This is a genomic window from Amycolatopsis sp. CA-230715 (genome assembly GCF_018736145.1).
In the GTDB taxonomy this organism is placed as follows: domain Bacteria; phylum Actinomycetota; class Actinomycetes; order Mycobacteriales; family Pseudonocardiaceae; genus Amycolatopsis.
Genome location: NZ_CP059997.1, coordinates 5018185 through 5042721 on the forward strand (window position 1 = coordinate 5018185; position 24537 = coordinate 5042721).

Here is a 24537-nt window from a genome sequence, read left to right on the forward strand (position 1 = left end):
CGCGATGTAGGTGACCTGCGATGCCGAAGGCGAGCCCCCACATACGAACCAGCGCTGGCGCTGGTCACATCTCAACTCAAGTGGCCGTCAAGTGGAGGAGCTCGCACCGCGGGGGTTTGGGGGCTCGGCCCCCAAGCGCTGATACGAGAAGATCCCTGTCTGCGCATTCCGCAGACAGGGATCTTCCAGATCTTCCGTCGGGGTGGCGGGATTTGAACCCACGACCTCCTCGACCCGAACGAGGCACGCTACCAAGCTGCGCCACACCCCGAGGTACTGCTTAACGGGCCGATGGAGAGTCTAGCGGACGGCGTTTGGTGCGTTGAACGGGGTTTGCCTGTGCGTGCGCGTCGCGGGCGACGAGGGTGAGAAGGGTGGCTTCCGGCGGGCACGCGAAGCGGAGCGGTGCGTACGGGGAGGTGCCCAGACCTGCGGAAACGTGCAGCCACATGTCGGAGCCCCAGCGGGAGGCGCCGCGGGCGCGGGAGCGGTCGAGGTCGCAGTTGGTGACGAGTGCGCCGAACACGGGGAGCCGGAGCTGGCCGCCGTGGGTGTGCCCGGCGAGGACGAGGTCGTAGCCGTCGGAGGCGAAGGCGTCGAGGACGCGGGGCTCGGGCGAGTGGGTGATGCCGAGGCGCAGTACCGCGGTGCGGGAGGCGGTGCCGGAGATGTCGGTGTAGCGGTCGCGGTGCAGGTGCGGGTCGTCCACGCCGGCGGCGAACACGGTCTGTCCCGCGGCTTTGAGGTTGCGGCGGACGTGGGTGAGGTCCTGCCAGCCGTGTTCGACGAGTGCGGCGCGGAGGTCGCGCCACGGCAGGTGCGTGCCGTGGATGCGCTTCTTCTTGCCGCGCGGCATCAGGTAGCGCGCGGGGTTCTTCGGTTTGGGCGCGTAGTAGTCGTTGCTGCCGAAGATGAACACGCCGGGCCGGTCGAGCAGTGGTCCGAGCGAGCGGACGACGGCGGGTACGGCTTGCCGGTGCGCGAGGTTGTCGCCGGTGTTGACGACGAGGTCGGGGTCGAGCCGGTCGAGCGCGGCGACCCAGCGCTGCTTGGACTGCTGTCCGGGCAGCATGTGCAGGTCGGAGACGTGCAGCACTTTGATCGGGCGGGCGCCTGGCGACAGCACGGGTAGTTCGGCGGTCCGCAGCGTCCAGTGTCGCCGCTCGATTCCGGCGGCGTAACCGATGGTCGCCGCGCCGAGCGCGACGGTCCCCAGTGCGAGTCGACCTGCCCTCGCCCTGGGTGATTTCCTGTCACTTACCGTGCTCACCCGTTCAGGATACGTGTTCACCGACAAAGGGGTAGCCCCGGTCGAAACCCCTGCTCCGAATGGCCGAACGGACATTCTCCAAGCAGGGCACTCCCGCCTTTCCCGGCACCGCGCCGGAAATGGCTAGCGGCCGACGCGTTCGTATTGCGGTGACGAGCCGGGTAGCTGTTCGATCGGCTGGTCGCCGAGGATGTTCTTCATCGCACCGAACCAGGTCCTGGCAGGCGTGCCACCACCGAACATGTTTCCGTTGGTGCCCTTGGCCGCGCTGATGTTCCCGGGACCGCCGTCGTAAATGCCGCCGTTCGGCGAATCCGGGCGGAACACCATCGCCGCCCCGGCTAGGCCCGGTGTCCCGCCGACGAACGTGGCCGAACCGCTGACCTGGGTGGTCCCGGTCTTGCCGATGATCGGCCGGTTCCAGCCCGCGGCTCCGGCGGCCTTGGCCGAGGTGCCACCCGGCTGGTCGTCCTTGCTCATGCCGACCGCGAGGGTGTCCGCCAGCGCCGGTTCGACCACCTGCTCGCAGGCGGATTCCTTGACCTGCTTGGGTTTCCCGTCGCGGTCGGTGACGCTGCCGATCGGCGTCGGCGGGCACCACTTGCCGTGGCTGAGGATCGTCGCCGCGACGTTCGCCAGTTCGAGCCCGCTGGTCGGGCTGACGCCGAGGGTGAACGAACCCTGGCCGGGCCCGTTCGGCGTCGGCCCGAAGTACTTGGTCTGCGTCATCTTGCTGGGGTCGTTCGAGTTCGGGTCGCCCTTGCCGCCGGAGATCGAGCTGGCCATGGTGTCCCGCATGCCGAGCTTGCTCGCCATGTCGACGATCGGGCCCATCCCCGTTTTCTCTTCGAGGATCACGAATCCGGTGTTCGGCGAGGTGGCGAGCGCCTGCTGCAAGGACATCTGGCTGCCGTAGGAATCACTGGCGTTGCTCAGGCAGTAGGCGCGGGTGCCGCGCGTGACGGTCGGGCAGTGCTGCCCGCCACCGGTGAACACCCCGGATATGTGGAAGGACGGGGTTTCCATCGTGCTGTAGATCCCGAGCACGTGGTTCTGCATCGCGGCGGCCGCGGTGAAGATCTTGTAGCTCGACCCGGCACCGCTCACGTTCCAGATCCCCGACGGCAGCGCGTAGGTGGTCTGGCCCTTGTCCTTGTCGCCGCCGTAGTCCCGGTTCGCGGCCAGCGCGACCACTTCGTGCCGGTCCTGTCCCGGCTTGACCAGTGACAGCGTGTTGGCCACGTTCGGCTGGGTCTTGTTCACCTGCGTTTCCGCGGAGGCCTTCGCCTCGTGGTTGGCGCGCTCGTCCATCGTGGTCTTGATGGTGTAGCCGCCGGTGTAGAGATCGTCCTTGGTCATCCCGTTCTTGAGCAGGTAGTCCTCGACGTACTGGCAGAAGAACCCGTTCTCCGGGCCCGCGCCGGTGCAGTTCGCGGGCGGCTTCTGCAGTTCCGGCACGACGCCGAGCGGTTCGTTCTTCGCCTTCACGGCGTCTTCCGGCGCGAGCTTCTTGTTGTCCACCATGCGGTCGAGCACGGTGTCGCGGCGCTTCTTCGCGGCGAGGGGGTGGTTCCACGGATCGTTCGTGTTCGGGTTGTTGACCAGACCGGCGAGCAGCGCGGATTGGGAGACGTTCAGCTTGTCCGGAGTGGTGTTGAAGTAGGTCTTCGCGGCCGCGCCGATGCCGAACACCTGGCGGGAGAATTCGACCACGTTCAAATAGCCCGCGAGGACCTGGTCCTTGGTCATCTTCGTTTCGAGCTGGATCGCGATCCGCGCTTCCTTCAGCTTGCGGGCGATCGACTGCTCCTGCGCCTTCTCCCGGCACAACCGCGCTTCGGCCTGGTCTTCCTTCTCGTCGCTCTTCGGACGGCACACCACGTTGATCAGGTAGTTTTTCACGTACTGCTGGGTCAGCGTGGACGCACCCTGCGTGTCACCGCCGGTGCCGTTGCTGATCGCGGCACGCATCGTGCCCTTCCAGTCCACGCCGTGGTGCTCGTAGAACCGCTTGTCCTCCACCGAGACCAGCGCCCACTTCATCGCGAGCGAGATCTGTTCCGGTGCGGCGGGCAGCCGGTACTGCTTGTAGAGCGTCGCGATCGGCGCCCCCGCGCTGTCTGTGACCGTCGTCACCAGCGGCGGTGGCACGTTCGCCAGCTCCGCCGACATGTTGTCGACCGTTTCGCTCGCCCGGTTCGACACCACCCCCGCCGCGCCGACGACCGGGAACAACACCCCGGCGACGAGAACCCCCGCGAGTACACAGAGGCCGAGGAGCTTCAGCAGACCGTCCGTTTTACGCACGTCGCCAGGGTACTTGGCGGCCGTGGGACCTTTGTGACCTCGGTGCGTCCAATACCACGCCGACCCCCCGGACGTGGTCACCTCAGGTCACAAATTCTGATCGGGACCTTCCGAGGGGAACCGCGAGCCCCTACAGTCCGTCAACGTCTCACAAAGAAAAGCCGGCGGATGGGGTAGCGCGGCAGCGCCGTGCGGCCCAACCGGCGGCGCCGATACCGAGGGGGTGTCGGTAGTCCGCGACGTGAGCACAGGGAGCTGGGGGTATGGAGTCCAACCAATCGGATTGGCGTGTCAGCGCGTCGTGCCGGGACAGCGACCCAGACGGGTTGTTCGTCCGAGGTGCGGAGCAGAACAAGGCCAAGACGGTCTGCATGGGGTGTTCGGTGCGCACGGAGTGCCTCGCCGAGGCACTCGACCACCGGATCAACTTCGGTATCTGGGGCGGGATGACGGAACGTGAGCGGCGTGCGCTGCTGCGTCGCCGTCCCGGGGTCGAATCCTGGAGCGCGCTGCTGGAATCGGCGAAACGCGAGTTCAGCGGCGCGGTCGACGACGAGGTCGCCAGGGTCTCCTGAACCGGTGGCGGGGGTGTGGGCCCCCGAATTCACACCCCCGCCAGCCGGTCGCCGATGTCGCGGAGCCCCGCGACGTCGTGCACGTCGCTCGGCAGGGCGGGCACGGAGATCACCGGGACCTCCGGATGGGCCTTCGTGAACCGCGCCAGCAGCCGCTGCTCGCGCTCGTCGAGCGCGACGCGGTCGGCGTGCAGGCGTAGCACCGCGGTGGCCAGCGGCGCGTTCTCGCTGCCCGAGTCCAGCTTGTCGGCCGCGGAGAGCGCGGCGGTCGCGGTCAGGTCGGCGAGCACCGGGTGCGTCCGGTTCGCGACCAGCCCGGCCAGCGGCATGGACTCGGTGGAGAGCCGTTCCACGAAGTAGCTCGCTTCGCGCAGCGCGTCCGGTTCCGGCGCGGCCACCACCAGGAACGAGGTGCCGCCGGAGCGCAGCAGCTCCGCGGTCTTGCGCGCCCGCTCGCGGAACCCGCCGAACATGCTGTCGAAGGCCTGCATGAACGCGGACGCGTCGGTGAGCAGCTGCCCGCCGATGATCGTCGACACGGCCTTGGCGAACATCGAGAACCCCGCGCTGACGACCTTGCGCAGGCCCCAGCCGCCTGCCTTCGCCGGCCCGGTCAGCAGCCGGATCATGCGGCCGTCGAGCGCGCTCGAAAGCCGCGAGGGCGCGTCGAGGAAGTCCAACGCCGAACGGCTCGGCGGCGTGTCCACGACGATCAGGTCCCAGTCCCCGGTCGCCGCGAGCTGCCCGAGCTTCTCCATCGCCATGTACTCCTGCGTGCCGGAGAACGACGTGGAAATGGTCTGGTAGAAGGGATTCGCGAGCAGCTGCTCGGCGCGTTCCGGCCCGGCGTGCACGCGCACCATGTCGTCGAAGGTGCGCCGCATGTCGAGCATCATCGCCCACAGCTCGCCCTTGGGCTCGAACCCGTCGACCGACACCTGCTTCGGGTGGTTTCCCAGCTCTCGGAGGCCGAGCGCCTGGGCGAGCCGCTTGGCAGGGTCGATGGTGAGCACCACCGTCTGGCGGCCGCGCTCGGCGGCGCGCAAGGCGATCGCCGCGGCCGTGGTGGTCTTGCCGACCCCACCGGATCCGCAGCACACCACGATCTTCGTGGCCGGGTCGTCGATCAGGGCGTCGACATCGAGGCCGTCTTCCGACATCAGCGCACTCCCTGGTCGATCAGCCGCTCCGCGAGATCGTAGAGCGCGGCGACGTCCACGCCGTCGGTCAGCTCCGGCAGCTCGAGCGTCGGCAGATCGGCTTCGGCGAGCTGTTCGCGCGCCCGCTGCTCCGCGGCGACCCTGATCGCGTGCTCGACGGTCTCCTCGACGAGCGCGTCCAGCGTCTTTTCGGGCAGGGCGAGCCCCGCCGCGGTGAGGCCGGTGCGCACGCGGGACGCGTCGACGCGGCCGTCCGCGGCCGCGGTCACCGACCGCGCCGGGAGCCGCGGCGGGCGGACGCGGTTGACCAGCACGGCGCCCGGCCGCAGGTCCGCGCCGTCCAGCTCGGCGACCGCCTCCACGGTTTCGCGGACCGGCATCTCCTCCAGCAGCGTCACCAGGTGCACGGCGGTCTCACCGGAGTGCAGCAGCCGGACCACGCCGTCGGCCTGGCCGCGGATCGGGCCGGTCTTCGCCAGATCGGTCAGTGCTTTCGTGACGTCGAGGAACTTGACCACCCGCCCGGTCGGCGGCGAGTCCACCACCACCGCGTCGTAGGTGTGCCTGCCGCCGGACTCGGTGCGCCCCACACACTCCTTGATCTTGCCGGTCAGCAGCACGTCGCGGAGGCCGGGCGCGAGCGTGGTGGCGAACTCGATCGCACCCATCCGCCGCAGCGTCCGCCCGGCGAAGCCCAGGTTGTAGAACATCTCGAAGTATTCGAGCAGCGCCGCTTCGACATCGATGTGCAGCGCGCGTAGTTCGCCATTTCCTGGCGCGGACGCGATGCGCTGCTCGGCGTAGGGCAGCGGCTCGGTGTCGAACAGCTGCGCGATGCCCTGGCGGCCCTCGACCTCGATGAGCAGAACCCGCCTGCCCGCGCTGGCCAGCGCGAGCCCGAGCGCGGCGGAGAGCGTGGTCTTGCCGGTACCGCCCTTGCCGGTCACGAAGTGCAGGCGGGCACGTGCGAGCTCGTCGGTCCAGCCGGCCAGGGGTGTCGTCACGTCCGCAGCTTAAGTCACTAGCTGGCAAGGAGCATGACGCTCACGGCGGCCACGACCACCGCGACCAGCACCCACGTCACGACGGCGGGCAGCACGGTGAGCATCAGCACACCCAGGATGAGCAGGATCGTGAAGGTGACCGCCCCGCCGATCGCGACCTGACCCGAACTCTGGGTGTGGTCACGCACCTTCGCCATCACCGCGAGCGTGAGCAGCACCCCCGCCACCGCGAGCAGCACCGTCGCGATGATCCGCCAGCCTTCCACGCGTCAACCGTACTGAACGCGCGCGGATCTTGTCGGCGACCGGCCAGTCGGTCCATTGTGGACGCACCATTGTCGCGTTTTACCGGCGCGGCGCCATCGGGCCCATCGGGGTGCAGGGGACCCGTTTCGCGTGCGCCGGGTCGAGGGCGTTGAGGACGTGGCCAGCCGCGTTCGGGTCGAACACGATGCCCATGTGGTTCACGCGGTCCTTCCGGCAGCCGTCCTGCAACACGATGTTGCGGACGTTGGGGCCGGTGCCGAAACCGTTGGTGTACGGCACGATGTTGAGGTCGTACCTGGTCGCGATGTTCGTGTAGGCGATACCGGGCAGGAACGCGCCGCCCTTGTTCAGCTTCGCCAGGAACGCCGAACCGGTGAGCACCTGCGGGCACGCGCCGCAGTCCCCGATGGCGGGGATCTGGCCGAGCCCGAGCCAGCGCACGAGCGCGAAGACGTCTCCGATGCCGAGCGGGTCGGTGCCCTGCCACACCGGCGCGAGGCCGACGTAGGTGTGGATGCGCATCCGCCCGCCGAGGAACTTCGCGTAGTAGGCGGGCACCAGCGTGCCCTGCGAGAAGCCGACGATGTCTACTTTGGACACTCCGGTCGTGGTGACCACCTTCTCCACGAAGGACCGGACCTCGACCGCGCTGTCCTCGATCGGGGTGAGCCCGCCGATCACGTCGGAGACGATCGGCGCGGTGGGCAGCACGCCGTAGGTGAGCGCGAAGGCGCAGTAGCCCCGTTTCGCGAGCAGCGGGCCGAGTGTCTGCCAGGTGTAGTCCTTGTTGTCGCCGGTGCCGTGCACCAGCACCACCGGGTGCGGGTGCGCCGCGCTCGGGCGGCACGACCAATCGCCGTAACCGCCTGCCGGGCTGGCGGCGGCCGGCGCCACGGTGAGCAGGCCCGTCAGCGCGGCGACGACGGCGAGCAGGGCGAACCTGGATCTGCGCATGGGGCTCCTGCCTGGGGCATGCCGGGGGAAGGGTCTCCCGTCAAGATTTCCGGACCGCGGAGCCGATGCCAATTGCACGGCTGAGTGGACTATCCGTAGCTGCCGGACACGAAGGGTCACCGGCGCCGGGGATCCCGAGAACGCGTCGTGGACCGGGGGAGGCGTCCGTTAGGCTCCCGGCCCATGAGTGCCAAGTGGGAGTACGCCACCGTTCCGCTACTGATCCACGCGACCAAGCAGATCCTGGACCAATGGGGCGAGGACGGCTGGGAACTGGTCACCGTGCTGCCCAACCCGAGCGGCGAACAGCACGTCGCGTACCTCAAGCGAGCCAAGGACTGAAACCCATGAGCTGGAGCGGAAGGCTTACCGAACTCGGCATCGAACTGCCCGGCGTCGCGGCGCCGCTGGCTTCGTACGCGCCCGCCGTGCGCACCGGGTCCTACGTGTACACCTCCGGTCAGCTGCCGTTCGTCGACGGCGAGCTGGCCGCCACCGGCAAGGTCGGCGCCGAGATCAGCCCCGAAGAGGCGCAGAAGTTCTCGCGGACGTCGGCGCTCAACGCGCTCGCCGCGATCCACGCGCTCGTCGGCATCGACGAGATCGTGCGCGTGGTGAAGGTGGTCGGGTTCGTCGCCTCCGCGGAGGGGTTCACCGGCCAGCCCGCGGTCGTGAACGGCGCTTCGGAACTGCTCGGCGAGATCTTCGGCGAGCAGGGCGTGCACGCGAGGTCGGCGGTCGGGGTCGCGGAGCTGCCGATCGGGTCACCGGTCGAGATCGAACTCGTAGTCGAGGTGAAGTGATGGACCCGGACATCGAACAGTCCTGCCACGAACTGCTCCTGCGGCTCGCGGGCAGGCTGCCCGACCAGCTGCTGTGGCGCTTCCGCGACTGGCTCGGCGAGGGCGCGATGGGCACGCTCGCGCGGACCCTCCCGCGCTCTTTGCTAAAGCACAGGATTGACCTTGATCAACCGGAGTACCGCCTGCTGGTCGCGGGATTGGTGCCACACGGTGCGGACTGGCATCAGGTTAGTTCTACGCTCGGGGTAGACGACGTCACCCAGACCGGGTACACATTCACGCAGAGTGCCCCCGAATGGGTGAACTCCGTCGATTCGGTGTCCGTGTTGATCCACGCAACGTTGCGGGGTCGCCCGGACGTGGGTGAAGTGCGGGAAAGCTGGCGCCTGAACACCTTGGCGCCCGGTGAGCAGGAGGCCAAACGGGTCCTGCTGATCACCGCGCTGGCCGGTCTGCCTCGGCTGACCGGTGAGCTGCAGCGGGTCATGCGGGTGCTGGGCGACGAGGAGCCCAGCGTCGAAGTGATGCCGCCGCGACTGGAGCTTCCCGCGTATCACCGGGCGGCGCTGGAGAGCTCCGAGCTCGTCTGCGTCGGCGCGGTGGGCACCGGGCACCGGCTCGCGGCCGCGTAGAGCTCGCCCTCCGGCGAGCTGGAGGGGAGTTATGGGCATGGCCGAGGTTCACGACGGGACCGCGACCGACGGGTTCGCGGTGCCGTTGCGACTGCACAACCTGCTGCTCGCACTGGCGGGCCGCCTCGACGACAGCGCGCTGTCGGAAGCGCGGGAGCTGGTGGTGCGTTCGCGCCTCGACGAGGCCGTCGAGCTGACCACCGGCGCGCTCATCGCGGGCAGGGTCCCGGTGAGCCCGAACGAGCAGCGCGAGCTGGCGCTCGTGCTCGAGTTCAGCCGGTCGGACGCGACGTTGGCCGACCAGCTGAAGATCGAGGACGAGGTCCCGAAGATCCAGCACCGCTTCAGCGGCGAGAACGAGCCGGAGCGCGGTGTCGCCGACGCCATCGAGCGCACCGTGAGCGTGCTGCCAGACCTGCGGTCGGTGCACGCCGTCTGGCGCAACACCCCCGCGGGCAGCGTGCCCGGCCCGCTGCCGCAGCGCGTGGTGCTCGTCGACATCGGCCCCGAAGGCAACCCGCCCGCCGTCGCCTACCGCGTGGACAGCGCGCTGCGGCGTGCCGGGATCCGCGCTGTCGTCGAGGTCAGCGGCCCGACGGCGGAACGCTCGGACTACCGCGACTCCGCGCTCGGCTCCGCCAGCGCGGTCTGGCTCGCGGGCAAGCAGGTGCCGGGCCCCAGCGCCCAGCCCGCCGCGGTTTCCTCGTCCTCGTCCGGGTCGTCGAGTGCGAAGGCCAAGGGCAGGCACACGTCGCGGCACGAGGTCGCCGAGCCCGCTCCGGAGCCTGAACCAGAACCGGTCACCGCGAGCGAACCCGAACCCGCCCCGGAACCGGAGCCCGCACCCGAAGCGCCGCCAGAGGTGACGCCGGAGGCTTCGGCGCCTGCCGCCCCGAAGCTGTCGGCGGTCCCTTCGGAGCCGTCCGAGCCCGAGGCGCCTTCGTTGCCACCGGGTCCGCCCGCGTTCGCCGACTACGAGAACCGGGTCGAAAGCACCGCGGATCTGAGCTCCGCCGAGGTCGCGCAGCTGCGTGCCGCGCTCGCCGAGAATCCCGAGAAGGGCAAGGCGATCGCGGCCGCGAAGTTCGGCCCGAACGAGGTCGTCGAACTGCCCGACCTCGACCTCAACGACCCGCAGCTGTCCGAGCGCGACCGCAGGCTGCTGCGCGAGCTGCACGCCGAGCTGGCCGAGCGGGAGCGGGCCGAGGCGGCCAAGATCCGGCTCAACGGGCGCGGTGGTGAGCAGGCCGACACCCGCTGGGTCGACGGCTTCTCCGGCGCGTAGCGGGAATTCGTCCGAGGTATGTTGCGGGCGTGCCTGAAGAACGCGAAACACTGAGCTTCGACGCGCCGTCGACCATCGAGATCGCCGGTGACGACGGACCTCCGTCGACGCCGAAGGACGCCGCGACCGTGATGCTGGTGCGCGACACCGGTGCTGGGATCGAGGTCTTCCTGCAGCGACGGGTCGCGGCGATGGAGTTCGCCGCCGGGATGACCGTCTTCCCCGGCGGCGGGGTCGACAAGCGCGACGCGGACGTGTCCATCTCGTGGGCAGGGCCGTCACCGGAGCAGTGGGCCGAGTGGTTCAGCTGCGAGGTTTCGGTCGCTCGCGCGCTCGTGTGCGCGGCGGTGCGCGAGACGTTCGAGGAGTCGGGCGTGCTGCTCGCGGGGACGCAGGACACCGTCCTCGAAGACACCGGGCCGTACCAGGACGTGCGGCAGCGGCTCGTCTCCCGTGAGGTGTCGCTCGCCGGTTTCCTCGCCAAGGCAGGGCTGACGCTGCGCGCGGACTTGTTGCGCCCGTGGGCGAACTGGCTCACCCCGCCGCAGGAGGGCCGCCGGTACGACACCAGGTTCTTCGCGGCCGCGCTGCCGGTGGGCCAGCGCGCGGACGGCCTGACGACCGAGGCCGAGAGCTCCGGCTGGCAGCGTCCCGAGGACGCGATGGCGGACGCCCGCGACGGCCGCAGCGTCCTGATGCCACCGACTTGGATCACGTTGACGGAGCTGGCCGAGTTCGCCACGGTGGAGGACGCGCTGGCCAGCGAGCGCGAGATCAGCAAGATCATGCCGTCGCTCGTGCGGGACGGCGACCAGGTGCGAGTGGTGGTGGAAAAGCCGTGACCCATCCCGCCTACGGCGTGGCGAGGCAGGTCGGTCCGATCGCGACCGTGGTGCTCGAGGACAACCCGTCCGAGATGACGCTCGAAGGCACGAACAGCTGGATCCTGCGCGCGCCCGGCGCCGCGGGCAGCGTCGTCATCGATCCCGGTTACCGCGATCTGGCGCACCTCGAAGCGCTCGCGGCCGCGGCGGAGGGCGCCGAACTGGTGCTCCTCACGCACTTCCACGGCGATCACGCCGAGGGTGCGCCGTGGCTCGCCGACCGGCTCGGCGTGCCGGTCCGCGCGTTCGACGCGTCGCTGTGCGCGGGCGCGGAGCCGCTCGTGGACGGCGAGGTGGTCTCGGCGGCCGGGCTGGAGATCCGGATCCTGCACACGCCCGGTCACACCGGTGACTCGGTGACGCTCGTCGTCGAGCACGAGGGCGAGACGACCGTGCTCACCGGCGACACGATCCTCGGCAGGGGCACCACGGTGCTCGAAAACCTCGGCGACTACCTGCGTTCGTTGCGCGCGCTCATCGCGCTGCCGGACGGATCGCTCGGCCTGCCGGGGCACGGCCCGGAGCTGGCGGATCTGCCCGCCACCGCCCGTGCCTACCTGGCGCACCGGGAAGAACGGATCGAGCAGGTGCGTTCGGCACTGCGGGAGCTCGGTCCCGACGCGAGCGCGCGGCAGATCGTCGAACTGGTCTACGCCGACGTCGACCGGGCGCTGTGGGTCCCCGCCGAGTTCAGCGTGCGTGCCCAGCTCGACTACCTGAGGACGGAAAACCGATGAGTGCGGTGGAGATCGAGTTCTACTGGCGGCCGGGGTGCGGATTCTGCTCCGCGCTGCACCGGCCGCTCGCCGCGAGCGGCCTGCCGGTGCGGGAGATTAACATCTGGGACGACCCGGCAGGCGCGGCGCGCGTACGGGAGATCGCGGACGGCACCGAGACCGTGCCGACCGTCGTGGTCGGCGAGCGGACCTTCGTGAACCCGAGCTGGGCCGAGGTCGAAGCCGCCTACAAAGCCGAAACCGCCTGACCGCGTTTAGCGGGCTAAACGCGCCCAAACGGGCCGAGCGACGGCCAGGGCCGCGGCCTGCGTTTAGCGGGCTAAACGCGCTCAGGTCAGGGCGAGTTCGGCGGAGGTGGCGGGGGTGTCTTCGGGCAGGGCGCGCACGGTGCGGTGGCGGATCCACACGACCGCGGCCATCAGCAGCCCCGCGGCGCCTGCCGCGAGGAACGCCGCCGACGGTCCGCTGTGCTCGACGAGGTACCCGCTCACCGACTGCCCGAACGCGAGCCCGAGTGTCACGGCGGTGAGCACCCAGCCGAAGGCTTCGGCCGCGGTGCCGCGCGGGGCGACGAGTTCGATGGCCGCCGAGTGGGTGGTCGACTGGGGCGTGATCGCCGCGCCCGCGAGCAGCATGCCGAGCGCGAGGCCCCACAACGACGACGGCACGGCCAGCAGCGCGACGAACGCCCCGAACCCGCCGAGCAGGAACGGCAGCCGCAGCCGCATGGGCCGCGGCCACGGGCGCAGGCTGTAGGCGACACCGAAGGCGACCGAGCTGACCGACCACGCGGACAGCAGCAGCCCGCCGACGGTCGGGAAACCGGCCTCGGTGGCGGACGCGGGCACCGCGACCTCGACGAAACCGATGACCATCCCGAACCCGAGCGCGGCGAGCGCGACGGTCCGCATACCGGGGCTGGCGAGCGCGCCGAGCAGGCGCCCGCCGCGCTGTTCCGCGCTGCCCCAGGCCCGCACGGTCGGGCTCAGCGCGAACAGGACCGAGCCGGTGATCATGCAGGCCGCGCCCGCCACCATGCCGGTGCCCGCCCACGGCGCCGCGACCAGCAGCCCGGCGAGGCCGGGGCCGAGGATGAAGAAGACCTCCATGCTGATCGCCTCGTACGAGAACGCCGCGTTTCGCGGGCTTCCCGCGGGCAGCAGGCGCGTCCACAGCGCTCGCGACGCCGAGCCCACCATCGGCTCGGTGATGCCGATTCCGCCCGCGAGGAGCACCAGCGGCACGGTCGGCGCGTGCGCCTCGATGGCGAACACGAGCGACACCATCGCGACGGTGAACAGCGCGGCGGTGACGAGCAGCGGGCGTGTCGGCCCGAAGCGGTCGATGAGCCTGCCCTGGATGACCGAACCCAGCGAGACGCCGACGAGAGAACCGGCCGAGACCAGGCCCGCGACCGCGAAGGAACCGGTTTCGCGCTGCACGTAGAGCAGCGCGGAGATGCCGATCATCGCGATCGGCAGGCGCGCGAGCAGCGAAGCCACGACCGGCCCGCGCGAGCCGGGGGCGGTCAGCGCGGTGCGGTAGTCGGAGAGCGACGCACGGTCTTCGGAGTGGGACACGCGTACCAGTATGCCCGACTGTGGTACGGGGGTACCAGTTGTTTCGGGGCGAGCTGCGTCACCGGCCTCCCCCGTCGCGGGGACCCTGTCAGGAGCCGTTCGTCTCGGTTGGGTAACAGTGCGGCGAATTCGCCGATTTTCGGGCAACAAATGACCCCGTCCAGCGTCCTTGAGGGTGAACGACCTTGAAAAGCGGGGTAGGGGTCGTGCGACAGTAGTCGAACCGCTGTAACTGAAGAGGCACTCTCAGCTCCCTCCGGCATACGGGTCGGGGCCTACCACCGGAGGGCGGGGAGCGCGGGTCGTCGGGGGATGAGCCGCGCACAAGCGAAGGGCCGGTGCGCCACGTCGGGGGTGGCGCCCGGCCCTTCGTCTATTTTTGGGGTCTGCTTGCGTAGCGGTGCGGGTAGCGGAACCTCAGCGTCCTTCTCGCTCCGGGATCGCCAACTCATGAATGCCAATTCACCACGTTGGCGCTGTCCTCGCGAGAAGAACGCTGAGAACCCGCGGCGGTGCAAGTTGCTTGGTGGCTCAAGCGGCTTCGCCGCTTACAAAAGCCATAAGCCACAAGCAAAAGCCTTGGGGATCAGACTTGGAGCGCTAGCGGGCGCGGCGGGCCAGGCGTTCGGGGTCCAGGATCAGGACGCTCTTGCCTTCCAGGCGGAGCCAGCCGCGGTGCGCGAAGTCGGCGAGCGCCTTGTTCACGGTCTCGCGGGACGCGCCGACGAGCTGCGCGATCTCTTCCTGGGTCAGGTCGTGGCTCACGCGCAGCAGGCCTGCCTCCTGGCTGCCGAACCGCTGCGCCAGCGTCAGCAGCGCGCGGGCGACGCGGCCGGGCACGTCGGTGAAGATGAGCTCCGCGACCATGTTGTTCGTCCGGCGCAGTCTCCGCGCGACCACGCGCAGCAACTGCTCGGCGATCTCCGGGCGGCTCGAGATCCACTGGCGCAGCGCGGCGCGGTCCATGGTCACCGCGCGCACCTCGGTCACCGTGGTGGCACTGGACGTACGAGGGCCGGGATCGAAGATCGACAGCTCGCCGAACATGTCGGACGGGCCGAAGATACCGAGCAGGTTCTCCCTGCCGTCCGGCGACTTGCGCCCGATCTTCACCTTGCCGGACTGGATGATGTAGAGCTTGTCGCCGGGCTCGCCCTCGTTGAAGATGACGTGGCCCCGGGGGAACTCCACGCTTTCCAGGGTCTGTGCGAGCGCCTCGGCCGCAGCCGGCTCCACACCCTGGAAGATGCCCGCGCGGGCCAGGGTTTCGTCCACCTCGTGCCTCCTCATGGCGTGACGACCGCGTTCCTCACTCGCTGAGGAGCGTGTCGCCGATCACTAACGTGCAGTGTAGGGCGTGCTCACGAGATCGCTTCCCGGCTCGCCGACGCGGACGCGGGCAGCGGAAAAACGATCTCGCGGACGCTGGAGCCTAACTCCGCACGCGACGGGGGCGCAGCTTGGCCGCCCTTCCGCCGACCCGGCGCAGCCGGAAGAGCTCCAGCGCGCGCCCGATCCCGTGCCCGTAAAGGGCCCTGACCTCGTTGGGCTGCGCCTGCTCCAGGAACTCTTCGACCTCGTCCTCGCGCACCGCGGCGTTCTTGAGCCTGCTCTCCACCCGCTCCATGATCAGTGCGAAGAACATGATCACGAGCGGTACGGCGATGACGAACCAGACAGTCATTGTTTCCTACCCTCGACGCGCCCTGCGGCTCGGCGCGGCGCGTTTGGTGTAGTCGGCATCTGTTCGAGATCCTCGCTCATCGCGGCTCGGTCGTGCCGCCAAGGTGTCGGACGTGGCGTGTCGGACGGCTTCCGTAGGCTATCGGGGTGCCTCCCGTTGCCCGTAACGCCCCCCGAAAGGGTGGCGAGGAAAGCCGCCTCGCCTTGGTGAGACGCGCCCGGCGGATGAAACGTTGCCTCGACGAGGCGTACCCCGACGCGAAGGCGGAGCTGGACTTCACCACTCCGCTCGAGCTGATCGTCGCGGTGATCCTGTCCGCGCAGACCACCGACGTGCGCGTCAACGAGGTCACGCCGAAGCTGTTCGCGCGGTACCGCACCGCCGAGGACTACGCCGGCGCCGACCGCACCGAGCTGGAGGAATACCTCCGGCCGACGGGGTTCTACCGGAACAAGGCCTCGTCGCTGCTCGGCCTCGGCGCCGCGCTCGTGGAACGGCACGGCGGGCAGGTGCCGGGCAAGCTCGAAGAGCTCGTGAAGCTGCCCGGTGTCGGCCGCAAGACCGCGAACGTGGTGCTCGGCAACGCCTTCGGCGTGCCGGGGATCACGGTGGACACCCATTTCGGGCGGCTCGTGCGGCGCTGGGGCTGGACCGAGCTCGAAGACCCGGTGAAGGTCGAGCACGCGATCGGCGAGCTGATCCCGCGCAAGGAGTGGACCAGCCTGTCCGACCGGGTCATCTTCCACGGCAGGCGCGTGTGCCACGCCCGCAAACCCGCGTGCGGCGCGTGCCCGCTGGCGAAGGACTGCCCGTCGTTCGGCGCCGGGCCCACCGAGTTCGAAGTGGCCGCCAAGCTGGTGAAGGGGCCCGAGCGGGAGCACCTGCTGGCGATGGTGACCGGGTAGTGACGACGGCGACCAAGTGGGCGCTCGGGGTCGGCGTGCTGGTACTGGCCCTGATCGTCGCGCTGCTGCCGCGCGGCGACCGTTCGCCCGCGCCGGGCGCCGGACCCGATCTCGCCGCGGCACGGGCGAAGGCGGCGCTGGCCGCGTGCCCGTCGGGTGACGGCGAGGTCGAGCGGTTCCGCGGCGTCGCGGCGCAGTGCCTCGGTGACGGCGCGCAGGTCGATCTCGGTCGTGCGCTCGCCGGGCACAAGACACTGGTGAACGTGTGGGCCACCTGGTGCCCGCCGTGCAAGGAAGAGCTGCCGGTGCTGGGCGCCTACGCGGCCGAGCCGGGTGCCGCGCGGGTGCTGATCGTCCAGGTCGCCAGTTCCGCCGCGGACGGGCTGGACCTGCTCGCGAAGCTCGGCGTGAAGCTGCCGACGGTGTTCGACGGCGAGGGGCAGCAGAACGGCCCGGTGCGCGCCGCGCTCAAGACGCCGCCGACGCTTCCCGCGTCCTACGTGGTCGAGGCGGACGGGACCGTGCGGTTCGTGGAGACGCCGAGGACGTTCACGAGCACGGCACAGGTCCGCGAGGCGGTGGGTGCCGCGTGACCGGACCCGTCGTCGACGTGGGCTCCGTCCCCGACTGGCTGAAGCCGCTGGTGCAGGTCAGCGAAGATCTCGACGCGCGGGCGTTCACGCGCTTTTCGGCGCCGAGGGACGCGCGGACCAAACCGGCCGCGGTGCTCGTGCTCTTCGGCGAAGGCGAGCGCGGGCCCGACGTGCTGCTGACGCGGCGCGCCGACACGCTCGGCTCGCACGCCGGGCAGGTCGCCTTCCCCGGCGGCGGTGCGGACGAGGGCGACGACGGCCCGATCGGCACCGCGCTGCGGGAGGCCGAGGAGGAGACCGGCGTCGATCCTTCGGGGGTTCGCCCGCTCGCCGTCCTGCCCGAGCTGTACGTGCCGGTTTCCGGGTTCGTGGTGACACCGGTGCTCGCGCACTGGGAGACCCCGTCGCCAGTCCGCGCCGTCGACCCGGGTGAGACCGCGGCGGTGGCGCGTGTCACGATCGCCGATCTCGTGGACCCGGCCAACCGCTACCAGGTGCAGCGGCACGGTCACGGGTGGAAGGGGCCGGTCTTCGAGGTCGACGGCCTTTTCGTGTGGGGTTTCACCGCGGGCCTGCTTTCGGTGCTGCTGGCACTGGGCGGCTGGGAGCGCGAATGGGATCACAGCGATGTGAGGGACCTTGACGTAGCTTTGTCCGCACACACGAACAGGGAGCGGGCGTGAACTGGGTCGACGTACTGGTGATCCTGCTGGCCGCACTGGCCGCGATCTCCGGTGCACGGCAGGGCGTGGTGATCGCGCTGCCCGCGCTGATCGGCGTCGTCGCGGGCGCGGTGGCCGGGATCAAGCTCGCGCCGATGGTCGTCGAGCTGTTCGACAACGCGATCGCGCGCGTCGCCTTCGCGGTCGCGACCGTGGTGTTCCTGGTGGCGCTCGGGGAGACGCTCGGCGTCTGGGCCGGTCGCAAGGTCAAGGAACAGGTCAAGCGGAAGATCAACACCGACAAGCTGTCCGTGGTGGACAGCACGCTCGGCGCGCTCGTGCAGGGCGCCGTGGTGTTCGTGATCGCCTGGCTGATCGCCTCAGTCCTGACGAGCGTCACCGTGCTGCCGGGCCTGGCGTCCGCGGTGAACAACTCCGCGGTGCTCGGCGGGGTCAACAAGGTCATGCCGAACGAGGCGCAGGGCCTTCCCGCCGCGTTGCGCAAGCTGCTCGACAACTCCGACGTACCGGCGATCCTCGCGCCCTTCCAGCGCGCGCCGGTCAGCGACGCCGAGCCGCCCGATCCCGCGCTGCTGCGCAACGACGTGGTCCAGCAGTTGCACGGCAGCGTGCTCAAGATCCGCGGCACCGCGCCCTCGTGCTCGCGTTCGCTGGAAGGCAGCGGCTTCGTCGTCGCGCCGCAGCGGGTGATGACGAACGCGCACGTCGTCGCGGGCACCACGGAGACCTCCGTGGAGACACCGGACGGCCAGCTGCGGGCCCGGGTCGTCTACTTCGACCCGGAGACCGACGTCGCGATCCTGTCGGTGCCGAGGCTGGAGGCGCCGCCGTTGACCTTCGCGCCCGATCCGGCGCGGGCGGGGGACAACGCGATCGTCCTCGGCTACCCACTCGACGGCCCCTACACGCCGACCCCGGCGCGGATCCGCCAGCGCATCAACCTCGAAGGCCCGGACATCTACGACGCGAACACCGTGCACCGCGACGTGTTCACGGTGCGGGCGCCGGTGCGCAGCGGCAACTCCGGCGGGCCGCTCGTCACGCCGTCCGGCCAGGTCATCGGGGTCGTGTTCGGCGCGGCCGTGCAGGACCAGGACACCGGGTTCACGCTCACCGCGGCGGAGGTGCGCCAGGAGGTCGAGGCCGCCCCGACGCTGAGCAGGCAGGTCGGCACCGGCCCCTGCGCTGGCTGACCCCGCTCCGGCGCCGAGCGCATTTAGCGGGCTAAACGCACTCCGCGAACCGGCCGGCCGGGCAGGCTCGCTGCCTGCATTTAGCGGGCTAAACGCACTCGGCGAGCCGATCGCCCGGCAGGTTTCCGAAGTGCAGTTAGCGGGCTAAACGCGCTCAGGATGCGGGTGGGCGCGTAGGAAGGCGAGCAGGGCGCTGCTGGTGGTGTCCGGGGCTTCCAGGTGCGGGTAGTGGCCGATTCCCGGCAGCGTGCGGAACTCCGAGCGCGGGCCGCGCCAGTGCGCCGAGTCGCGGGCGGTGGCGGGCAGGACGCACCGGTCGTCCTCGCCGTGGAGCTGCAGCACGGGCGCGGCGACGCGGGAGCCGACGGCGTCGGTGAACCGCCTGCCCTCGCCGCGGAACTGGGCGCGGAAGGCCCACCGGTAGTACTCGAGCGCGCTGTGCGCCACCCCGGGCACCAGCATCGCGAGCCGCAGCCGCTCGGCGGTCGCGGCGAAGTCCTTTGTGGACGGCCAGTGCGGTCCCGACCAGGCGCGCATGAGCCGTTCCAGCTCGGCGCCGTCGTCGGCGACGAGCTTGCGCTCCGGCGCCATCGGAACCTGGAAGCGGAAGAGGTGCCCGAGCGCGCGGGTCTGGCTGGATCGCTTGCGCCGCAACGCGGTCTGCCGCACGGCGTCCCGCAGCGCCAGCGGGTGGGCGGCGCCGAGCGCGCTCACCGACGAGACCACGCGCGGATGCATGGACGCGACCGTCCACGCGAGCATCCCGCCCCACGCGTGCCCCACCAGGTGCGCGCGGCGCTGCCCGAGCGCGCGCACCAGCCCGGCCACGTCGCCCGCGAGGGTCCACGCGTCGTAGCCGCGCGGCGGTTTGTCGGAGTCCCCGTAGCCGCGAAGATCCGGTGCGACCACGTGGAACCCGGCGTCGGCGAGCGCGGTGAGCTGGTGGTGCCACGCCCACCAGAACTCGCCGAACCCGTGCAGCAGCACCACGGTGGGTCCGCTGCCGAGTTCGGCGATGTGCAGGCGGATGCCGTTGGCCGACAGGTCGCGGTGCGCCCACGGCCCGTCGATCCGCACGGTCGACGGATCGGGTCGCTCCACCGGTGCCGCCCGCGGGTCAGTCGCGGATCGCGGGTGTTTCGCCGTCGCCGGAACCGGAACGCGGGGTCAGCGCGGCGGCGGTGTCCTTCAGGCTGCTGATGGTGCGTTCGGGTGCCCTGATCTTGCGGACCTTCCGATAGCCGAGGAACCCGAACAGCCCGGCCACCAGGAGCATCATCAGGAAGACGATGCCGAACGCGGCCCAGCGCCGCAGCCACTCGGACAGCAGTTCGCCGAGGAAGAAGAACAGGAAGAAGGAGCTGTACAGCGCGATGACGAGTGCGACGACGAAGAAGATGCTGCCCTTGACGCCCTTCTTCACCTCGCCGACGACCTCGGACTTCGCCAGCTCGACCTCGGCTCGCACCAGTGTCGACAGGTGCTGCGTGGCGTCCTTCACCAGCGTGCCGATGGACGCGTCCGCCGCGCCGTTCTGCGCTGTGTCTTCGGACAGGGGCAGGTAGGGCACCGCCCCCGCGCCGTCGGGATCGTTGAGTTGGTGCTTCGGGCTGCTCACCGGGCCATCGTGCCACGTGTCCGTCCGTGAGGCTCGGCGGGCGCGCCTGTTCGCGCCCGCCGATGCGCGTTACTCATCCGCGTCCGCTTTCGCATGCGCTTTGCTGCGCCGCAGCAACAGTCCGGCGGCGACGAGCGAGGCGATCGCCGAGGCCAGTAGTACCGCGGCCTTCGCCAGTTCGGCGGCTTCCCCTTCGAGCGCGAGATCGGCGATGAGCAGGCTGACGGTGAACCCGACGCCGCCGAGCATGCCGAGCGCGGCGAGATCGCGCCTGCCGAGTCCGCGCGGGCGTTCGGCGAGCTTCAGTTTCACCGCGAGGATGCTGGCGCCCACGATGCCGACGATCTTGCCGCCGACGAGGCCGATCAGGACGGCGAGCGGGATCGCGGTGGTGAACACCGCGGCCAGGGAGTCGGCGTTGACCTCGATCCCGGCCGCGAACAACGCGAACAGCGGCACGGCCACCAGCGCCGACCAGGGCTGGAGCCGGTGTTCGAGCCGAAGCGCCGGTGCCTCTTCTTCGCCGTCGTCCGGTCGCACCCTGGTCAGCAGGCCGAGCGCGACCCCGGCGATGGTGGCGTGGATGCCCGCGGAGTGCACCGCGACCCAGGTGATCAGCGCGAGCGGCACGTACAGCCACGGCGAGCGGACGCGCTTGTGCTGCAAGAAGGCGTACAGCGCGAGCGCGAGCACCGCGACGCCCGCGGCGACGAGGTCGAAGCTCGCGGTGAACAGCACCGCGATCACGATGATCGCGCCGAGGTCGTCGACGACGGCGAGGGAGAGCAGGAAGACGCGCGCGGTGGACGGCAGGTTCGACGCGGTCAGCGCCAGCACCCCGAGCGCGAACGCGATGTCGGTGGCGACCGGGATGGCCCACGCGCGGTCGATCCCCGGCTGGCCCCAGCCGATCGCGAGCGCAACGAGCGCGGGCACCACCATGCCGCCGAGCGCGGCGATCACCGGCAGTGCCGCCTGCCTGAGCCGCGACAGTTCGCCGATGACGAGTTCGCGTTTGAGTTCGAGGCCGGCGACGAAGAAGAACAGCGCCAGCAACCCGTCCTTCGCCCAGTCCTCGACCGAGAGGTTCAGGTGCAGGAACTCCGGGCCGATCTCGAAGTCGCGGATCGTCCGGTAGACGTCGCCGAGCCCCGAGTTCGCCCAGACCAGCGCGACCGCGGTGGCGACGAGCAGGACGATCCCGCCGGTGGTTTCGGTGCGCAGGTAACGCGCGAACTCCTGGATGACGCGGTGGGTGCGGGTCACGATGGGCAACTCCCGGGAAATCGGTCGGTTACAGTTTTGCCGACCAGACTTCCCGGCGCACCTTGACGTTATTTTAACAGCGTGGCCGCCCGACGGAGGTCGGTGGTGAGGTTTCCAACAGCCCCAATACCATGCGAAATGACAACGATGTCTCACGCGTGAGGACGGACGAGCTGTGAGTACCTCTACCGAGGTCAAACGGGACGGCAGGTTCTTCGGGCACCCACTAGGGCTCGCGAACCTGTTCGGGGTCGAGCTGTGGGAGCGGTTCTCGTTCTACGGCATGATCGGCATCCTGCCCATCTACCTCTACTATTCGGCCGCTGAAGGCGGTCTCGACGTCGCGAAGCCGACGGCGCTCGGCATCGTCGGGGCCTACAGCGGCCTGGTGTACCTCTCTTCGACGGCGGGCTCGTGGGTCGCCGACCGGTTGCTCGGGTCGGAGCGGACCCTGTTCTACAGCGCGATTCTGGTCATGCTCGGCCACATCGGGCTCGCGGTGGTCCCCGGTCTCCTCGGTGTCGGCATCGGCCTCGTGTGCGTCGCGGTGGGCAGCGGCGGGCTCAAGGCGAACGCCACCACGATCGTCGGCACGCTGTACGAAAAGGACGATCCCCGCATCGACGCCGGGTTCACCATCTTCTACATCGGTGTCAACGTCGGCGGCTGGCTCGGCCCGCTGCTCACCGGCCTCGCGCAGGAGAAGGTCAACTTCCACCTCGGGTTCGGGCTCGCCGCGATCGGCATGGCCCTCGGCCTGGTCCAGTACACCCTCGGCCGCAAGAACCTCGGCAGCAAGGCGAGCGAGGTGCCGAACCCGCTGCCGCCGGAGCAGCGCGTCAAGTACGGCCTCGGCGCGTTGACGGGCCTGGTGGTCATCGTCCTCGTCGGGGTGACCGGGCTCGTCAAGGCGGAGAACCTGCCCGACGCGGTGATCGTCCTCGTCGGCCTGGTCGCGGTCGCCTACTTCGCGGTGATCCTGCTCAGCAAGAAGATCACCGCGGACGAGCGCAGCCGCGTGTGGTCGTTCGTGCCGATGTTCATCGCCAGCGCGGCGTTCTTCTCGCTCTACCAGCAGCAGGCGTCCGTGGTGATCGCCTACAGCGACGAGCGGCTCGACCGGAACCTGTTCGGCTGGGAGATGCCGGTGAGCTGGACCAGCTCGATCAACCCGGTGTTCATCATCCTGCTCGGCGGCGTGTTCGCGACGATCTGGACGAAGCTGGGCAACCGCCAGCCGTCCACGCCGGCGAAGTTCGCCTACGGCACCATCATCATGGGCATCGCGTTCCTGCTCTTCCTGCCGATGATCCACACCGGCAAGAACGGCAGCCCGCTGCTCGCGCTGATCGGCATCCTGTTCGTGTTCACCATCGGCGAGATGATGCTGTCCCCGGTCGGGCTCGCGGTGTCGACGAAGCTCGCGCCGACCGCGTTCCGCAGCCAGATGGTCGCGCTGAACTTCCTGTCGATCTCGTTCGGCTCGGCGATGTCGGGCAAGCTCGCCCAGAACTACTCGACCACCAACGAAGGCCCCTACTTCGGGGTGATCGGCGGGGTCGCGATCGCGATCGGTGTCGTGTTCGCGTTGTGCATCCCGTTCATCCGCAAGCTGATGAAGGGCGTGCACTAGCCGGTCGTGACGTTGAACAGCACGCCGACGTAGTACGTCACGAGCATGGTCAACGCGCCGACGCCGATGTTGCGTGCCACCGCACGGCCGACCTTGGCGCTGCCGAGCCTCGCGCTGACGAAACCCGTCAGCGCGAGGCCCGCCACGACGGCTGCCGCGCACGCCCAGACCCTGGCCGAGGTCGGCGGCAGCGAGATCGCCAGCAGCGGCAGGAGCGCGCCGATCGAGAACGCCAGCAGTGAGGCCCACGCCGCCTGCCACGGGCTGGTCAGCTCGTCGGGGTCGATGCGGAGTTCCGCTTCCGCGTGCGCCTGCAGTGCGTCCTTTTCGGACAGTTCGCGCGCGACCTTCGCGGCCAGTTCCGGGGACAGGCCCTTTTCTTCGTAGATCCCGGCGAGTTCCCGCTCCTCGGCCTCCGGCATTGTTTTCAGTTCTTCTTTTTCCAGCCGCAACGCCGCGCGCTCGGTGTCGCGCTGGGTGCTCACCGAGACGTATTCACCGCCCGCCATCGAGAGCGCGCCCGCGACGAGGCCCGCGATTCCCGCGGTGAGGATCGCGGAGCGGTCGGTGCTCGCGCCCGCCACGCCCACGACGATGCCCGCCACCGAGACGATGCCGTCGTTGGCGCCGAGAACCCCGGCGCGCAGCCAGTTCAGCCTGCTCCCGATGCTGTCGTGGTGCGGCTCGTCCCGATGTGCCGGTTCGGCGGGTTTCTGCGTTTCGGTCACCGGGACAGTGAAACACGAATCGCGCTTTCGCCCCGGCTGACGGATCTCAGCCGATCGGGTCGGGAAGGCGCCGCGTCCGGTAACCGAGTTCGATGGTGTTCTGCGTGGCCGGGTCGCCCAGTGCCACGCGCCAGTGCCCGGCGAACTGGTCCACGCCGGGGCGCATCGGGATCGTGCCGGACAGCAGCACGGTGCCCGGCTCGGCGAGTCCCCGCTCCCGCAGCAGGTCCAGCCAGTAGCGCGGGGTCAGCAGATCGGCGAGGGTGCCGTCCTGAATCAGCTCGTCGTCCGCCCACGCGCGCAGGGTCAGCGAGTCGAGGCGGTCTTCGACGTCGGCGAGCCGCCACGCCTGTTCGGCGAGCACGTCGTAGGCGGCGTTCTTGCTCCACGCGACGCCGTGCACCTCCAGTTCGCGGTCGGTGTGATCGCACGCCGCGGTGAGCAGCACTTCGCCGGTGCTGCTGATGACCAGCGCCCATTCGGCCTCGCCGGAGGTCCGGTCGTGCTGCACCGGCACTTCCCGGGTTTGGGCGGCCAGATAAGGGGATACCGGGTAGAGGGCCGGGGTGACCGAGGGCGCCGGTACGCCGAGCTCGGCCAGTTCGGCGACGTGCGCGGCGACCTCGTCCTGGCTTCGCCCGGCGTACCCGGCGTTGAGCAGGGTGTGCACGGTGACGGACTCGGTCGTGCCGTCGGGGAGGGTGAACCGCACGGGTGGTCTCCTTGCTGGTGGTGACCGGGTGGCCACGAATCCGGTCTTGCGCATGCAAGCTGTA

General features: G+C 69.9%; 27 protein-coding genes and 1 tRNA gene. 13 read left to right on the plus strand and 15 right to left on the minus strand.

Annotated features, from left to right (window positions below; translation table 11 throughout):
• Positions 1 to 197: 197 nt before the first annotated feature.
• From HUW46_RS24165 to HUW46_RS24175, 3 genes are all read right to left on the minus strand, one after another.
• A tRNA-Pro gene (locus tag HUW46_RS24165) sits at positions 198 to 271 on the minus strand.
• Between the two features lie 9 nt (positions 272 to 280).
• The gene (locus HUW46_RS24170; RefSeq protein ID WP_254126505.1) at positions 281 to 1270 is read right to left on the minus strand and encodes a metallophosphoesterase; all 990 of its coding nucleotides are present in this window, start codon (positions 1268 to 1270) and stop codon (positions 281 to 283) included.
• Between the two features lie 123 nt (positions 1271 to 1393).
• Positions 1394 to 3577, minus strand: a complete 2184-nt coding sequence (locus tag HUW46_RS24175) for a transglycosylase domain-containing protein (protein ID WP_215549442.1) — start codon at positions 3575 to 3577, stop codon at positions 1394 to 1396.
• 263 nt (positions 3578 to 3840) lie between these two features.
• Here HUW46_RS24175 and HUW46_RS24180 point away from each other — a divergent pair, with 263 nt between their 5' ends.
• Complete coding sequence (locus HUW46_RS24180; protein WP_215549443.1) at positions 3841 to 4152, plus strand: WhiB family transcriptional regulator; 312 nt, start codon at positions 3841 to 3843, stop codon at positions 4150 to 4152.
• Between the two features lie 29 nt (positions 4153 to 4181).
• Here the strand turns inward: HUW46_RS24180 and HUW46_RS24185 are convergent, their stop codons facing one another.
• The 4 genes from HUW46_RS24185 to HUW46_RS24200 form a co-directional block, all read right to left on the minus strand.
• On the minus strand, positions 4182 to 5312 hold the full coding sequence (locus tag HUW46_RS24185; protein ID WP_215549444.1) for an ArsA family ATPase: 1131 nt from the start codon (positions 5310 to 5312) through the stop codon (positions 4182 to 4184).
• The gene (locus tag HUW46_RS24190) at positions 5312 to 6316 is read right to left on the minus strand and encodes an ArsA-related P-loop ATPase (RefSeq protein WP_215549445.1); all 1005 of its coding nucleotides are present in this window, start codon (positions 6314 to 6316) and stop codon (positions 5312 to 5314) included. The genes HUW46_RS24185 and HUW46_RS24190 overlap by 1 nt, the downstream gene beginning before the upstream one ends.
• Before the next feature lie 17 nt (positions 6317 to 6333).
• Entirely contained in the window at positions 6334 to 6582 is a 249-nt protein-coding gene (locus HUW46_RS24195; protein WP_215549446.1) for a hypothetical protein, read from the minus strand.
• Positions 6583 to 6661: 79 nt separating this feature from the next.
• A complete protein-coding gene (locus tag HUW46_RS24200) occupies positions 6662 to 7537 on the minus strand; it encodes an esterase/lipase family protein (RefSeq protein WP_215549447.1) in 876 nt (291 codons plus the stop codon).
• Between the two features lie 183 nt (positions 7538 to 7720).
• Between HUW46_RS24200 and HUW46_RS24205 the strand changes: the two genes are divergently transcribed.
• The 7 genes from HUW46_RS24205 to HUW46_RS24235 all read left to right on the plus strand — a co-directional run bounded on the left by HUW46_RS24205 (position 7721) and on the right by HUW46_RS24235 (position 12126).
• Positions 7721 to 7879: a DUF4177 domain-containing protein gene (locus HUW46_RS24205; RefSeq protein WP_215549448.1), complete on the plus strand. Its 159-nt coding sequence runs from the start codon at positions 7721 to 7723 to the stop codon at positions 7877 to 7879.
• Positions 7880 to 7884: 5 nt separating this feature from the next.
• Positions 7885 to 8340: a RidA family protein gene (locus HUW46_RS24210; RefSeq protein WP_215549449.1), complete on the plus strand. Its 456-nt coding sequence runs from the start codon at positions 7885 to 7887 to the stop codon at positions 8338 to 8340.
• On the plus strand, positions 8340 to 8972 hold the full coding sequence (locus tag HUW46_RS24215; RefSeq protein WP_215549450.1) for a hypothetical protein: 633 nt from the start codon (positions 8340 to 8342) through the stop codon (positions 8970 to 8972). The genes HUW46_RS24210 and HUW46_RS24215 overlap by 1 nt, the downstream gene beginning before the upstream one ends.
• Before the next feature lie 37 nt (positions 8973 to 9009).
• Positions 9010 to 10257 (plus strand): hypothetical protein, encoded by a 1248-nt coding sequence (locus tag HUW46_RS24220; RefSeq protein WP_215549451.1) that lies wholly within the window; start codon positions 9010 to 9012, stop codon positions 10255 to 10257.
• A 131-nt stretch (positions 10258 to 10388) separates the two neighbouring features.
• Positions 10389 to 11099 (plus strand): NUDIX hydrolase, encoded by a 711-nt coding sequence (locus HUW46_RS24225; protein ID WP_215550070.1) that lies wholly within the window; start codon positions 10389 to 10391, stop codon positions 11097 to 11099.
• Positions 11096 to 11878 (plus strand): MBL fold metallo-hydrolase, encoded by a 783-nt coding sequence (locus tag HUW46_RS24230; RefSeq protein ID WP_215549452.1) that lies wholly within the window; start codon positions 11096 to 11098, stop codon positions 11876 to 11878. Before HUW46_RS24225 ends, HUW46_RS24230 begins: the two co-directional genes overlap by 4 nt.
• Entirely contained in the window at positions 11875 to 12126 is a 252-nt protein-coding gene (locus HUW46_RS24235) for a glutaredoxin family protein (protein ID WP_215549453.1), read from the plus strand. The genes HUW46_RS24230 and HUW46_RS24235 overlap by 4 nt, the downstream gene beginning before the upstream one ends.
• 81 nt (positions 12127 to 12207) lie before the next feature.
• On the opposite strand, the gene HUW46_RS24240 is transcribed toward HUW46_RS24235, so the two are convergent.
• The 3 genes from HUW46_RS24240 to HUW46_RS24250 form a co-directional block, all read right to left on the minus strand.
• The gene (locus HUW46_RS24240) at positions 12208 to 13458 is read right to left on the minus strand and encodes an MFS transporter (protein WP_442860954.1); all 1251 of its coding nucleotides are present in this window, start codon (positions 13456 to 13458) and stop codon (positions 12208 to 12210) included.
• A gap of 600 nt (positions 13459 to 14058) precedes the next feature.
• The gene (locus tag HUW46_RS24245; protein ID WP_215549454.1) at positions 14059 to 14733 is read right to left on the minus strand and encodes a Crp/Fnr family transcriptional regulator; all 675 of its coding nucleotides are present in this window, start codon (positions 14731 to 14733) and stop codon (positions 14059 to 14061) included.
• A 157-nt stretch (positions 14734 to 14890) separates the two neighbouring features.
• Positions 14891 to 15142, minus strand: coding sequence for a hypothetical protein (locus HUW46_RS24250; RefSeq protein WP_215549455.1), 252 nt, complete (start codon positions 15140 to 15142; stop codon positions 14891 to 14893).
• A 224-nt stretch (positions 15143 to 15366) separates the two neighbouring features.
• Here HUW46_RS24250 and nth point away from each other — a divergent pair, with 224 nt between their 5' ends.
• From nth to HUW46_RS24270, 4 genes are read left to right on the plus strand one after another with little or no spacing between them, the layout of a single operon-like run.
• A complete protein-coding gene (gene nth / locus HUW46_RS24255; protein ID WP_215549456.1) occupies positions 15367 to 16047 on the plus strand; it encodes an endonuclease III in 681 nt (226 codons plus the stop codon).
• On the plus strand, positions 16047 to 16640 hold the full coding sequence (locus HUW46_RS24260; protein WP_215549457.1) for a TlpA disulfide reductase family protein: 594 nt from the start codon (positions 16047 to 16049) through the stop codon (positions 16638 to 16640). Before nth ends, HUW46_RS24260 begins: the two co-directional genes overlap by 1 nt.
• Positions 16637 to 17323, plus strand: coding sequence for an NUDIX hydrolase (locus HUW46_RS24265; protein ID WP_215549458.1), 687 nt, complete (start codon positions 16637 to 16639; stop codon positions 17321 to 17323). Before HUW46_RS24260 ends, HUW46_RS24265 begins: the two co-directional genes overlap by 4 nt.
• Complete coding sequence (locus HUW46_RS24270; protein ID WP_215549459.1) at positions 17320 to 18516, plus strand: MarP family serine protease; 1197 nt, start codon at positions 17320 to 17322, stop codon at positions 18514 to 18516. The genes HUW46_RS24265 and HUW46_RS24270 overlap by 4 nt, the downstream gene beginning before the upstream one ends.
• A gap of 144 nt (positions 18517 to 18660) precedes the next feature.
• Here the strand turns inward: HUW46_RS24270 and HUW46_RS24275 are convergent, their stop codons facing one another.
• The 3 genes from HUW46_RS24275 to nhaA form a co-directional block, all read right to left on the minus strand.
• On the minus strand, positions 18661 to 19617 hold the full coding sequence (locus HUW46_RS24275) for an alpha/beta fold hydrolase (protein WP_215549460.1): 957 nt from the start codon (positions 19615 to 19617) through the stop codon (positions 18661 to 18663).
• A 16-nt stretch (positions 19618 to 19633) separates the two neighbouring features.
• Positions 19634 to 20134, minus strand: coding sequence for a phage holin family protein (locus HUW46_RS24280; protein WP_215549461.1), 501 nt, complete (start codon positions 20132 to 20134; stop codon positions 19634 to 19636).
• 69 nt (positions 20135 to 20203) lie between these two features.
• Positions 20204 to 21400 carry a Na+/H+ antiporter NhaA gene (nhaA, locus tag HUW46_RS24285; RefSeq protein ID WP_254126507.1) on the minus strand — a complete coding sequence of 399 codons (1197 nt, stop codon included), beginning with the start codon at positions 21398 to 21400 and terminating at the stop codon, positions 20204 to 20206.
• A 175-nt stretch (positions 21401 to 21575) separates the two neighbouring features.
• Here nhaA and HUW46_RS24290 point away from each other — a divergent pair, with 175 nt between their 5' ends.
• Positions 21576 to 23033, plus strand: coding sequence for a peptide MFS transporter (locus tag HUW46_RS24290; protein ID WP_215549462.1), 1458 nt, complete (start codon positions 21576 to 21578; stop codon positions 23031 to 23033).
• Here the strand turns inward: HUW46_RS24290 and HUW46_RS24295 are convergent.
• Positions 23030 to 23761 (minus strand): VIT1/CCC1 transporter family protein, encoded by a 732-nt coding sequence (locus HUW46_RS24295; protein WP_215549463.1) that lies wholly within the window; start codon positions 23759 to 23761, stop codon positions 23030 to 23032. The genes HUW46_RS24290 and HUW46_RS24295 overlap by 4 nt on opposite strands.
• Before the next feature lie 46 nt (positions 23762 to 23807).
• A complete protein-coding gene (locus HUW46_RS24300; protein WP_215549464.1) occupies positions 23808 to 24527 on the minus strand; it encodes a DUF2848 domain-containing protein in 720 nt (239 codons plus the stop codon).
• Positions 24528 to 24537: the final 10 nt, after the last annotated feature.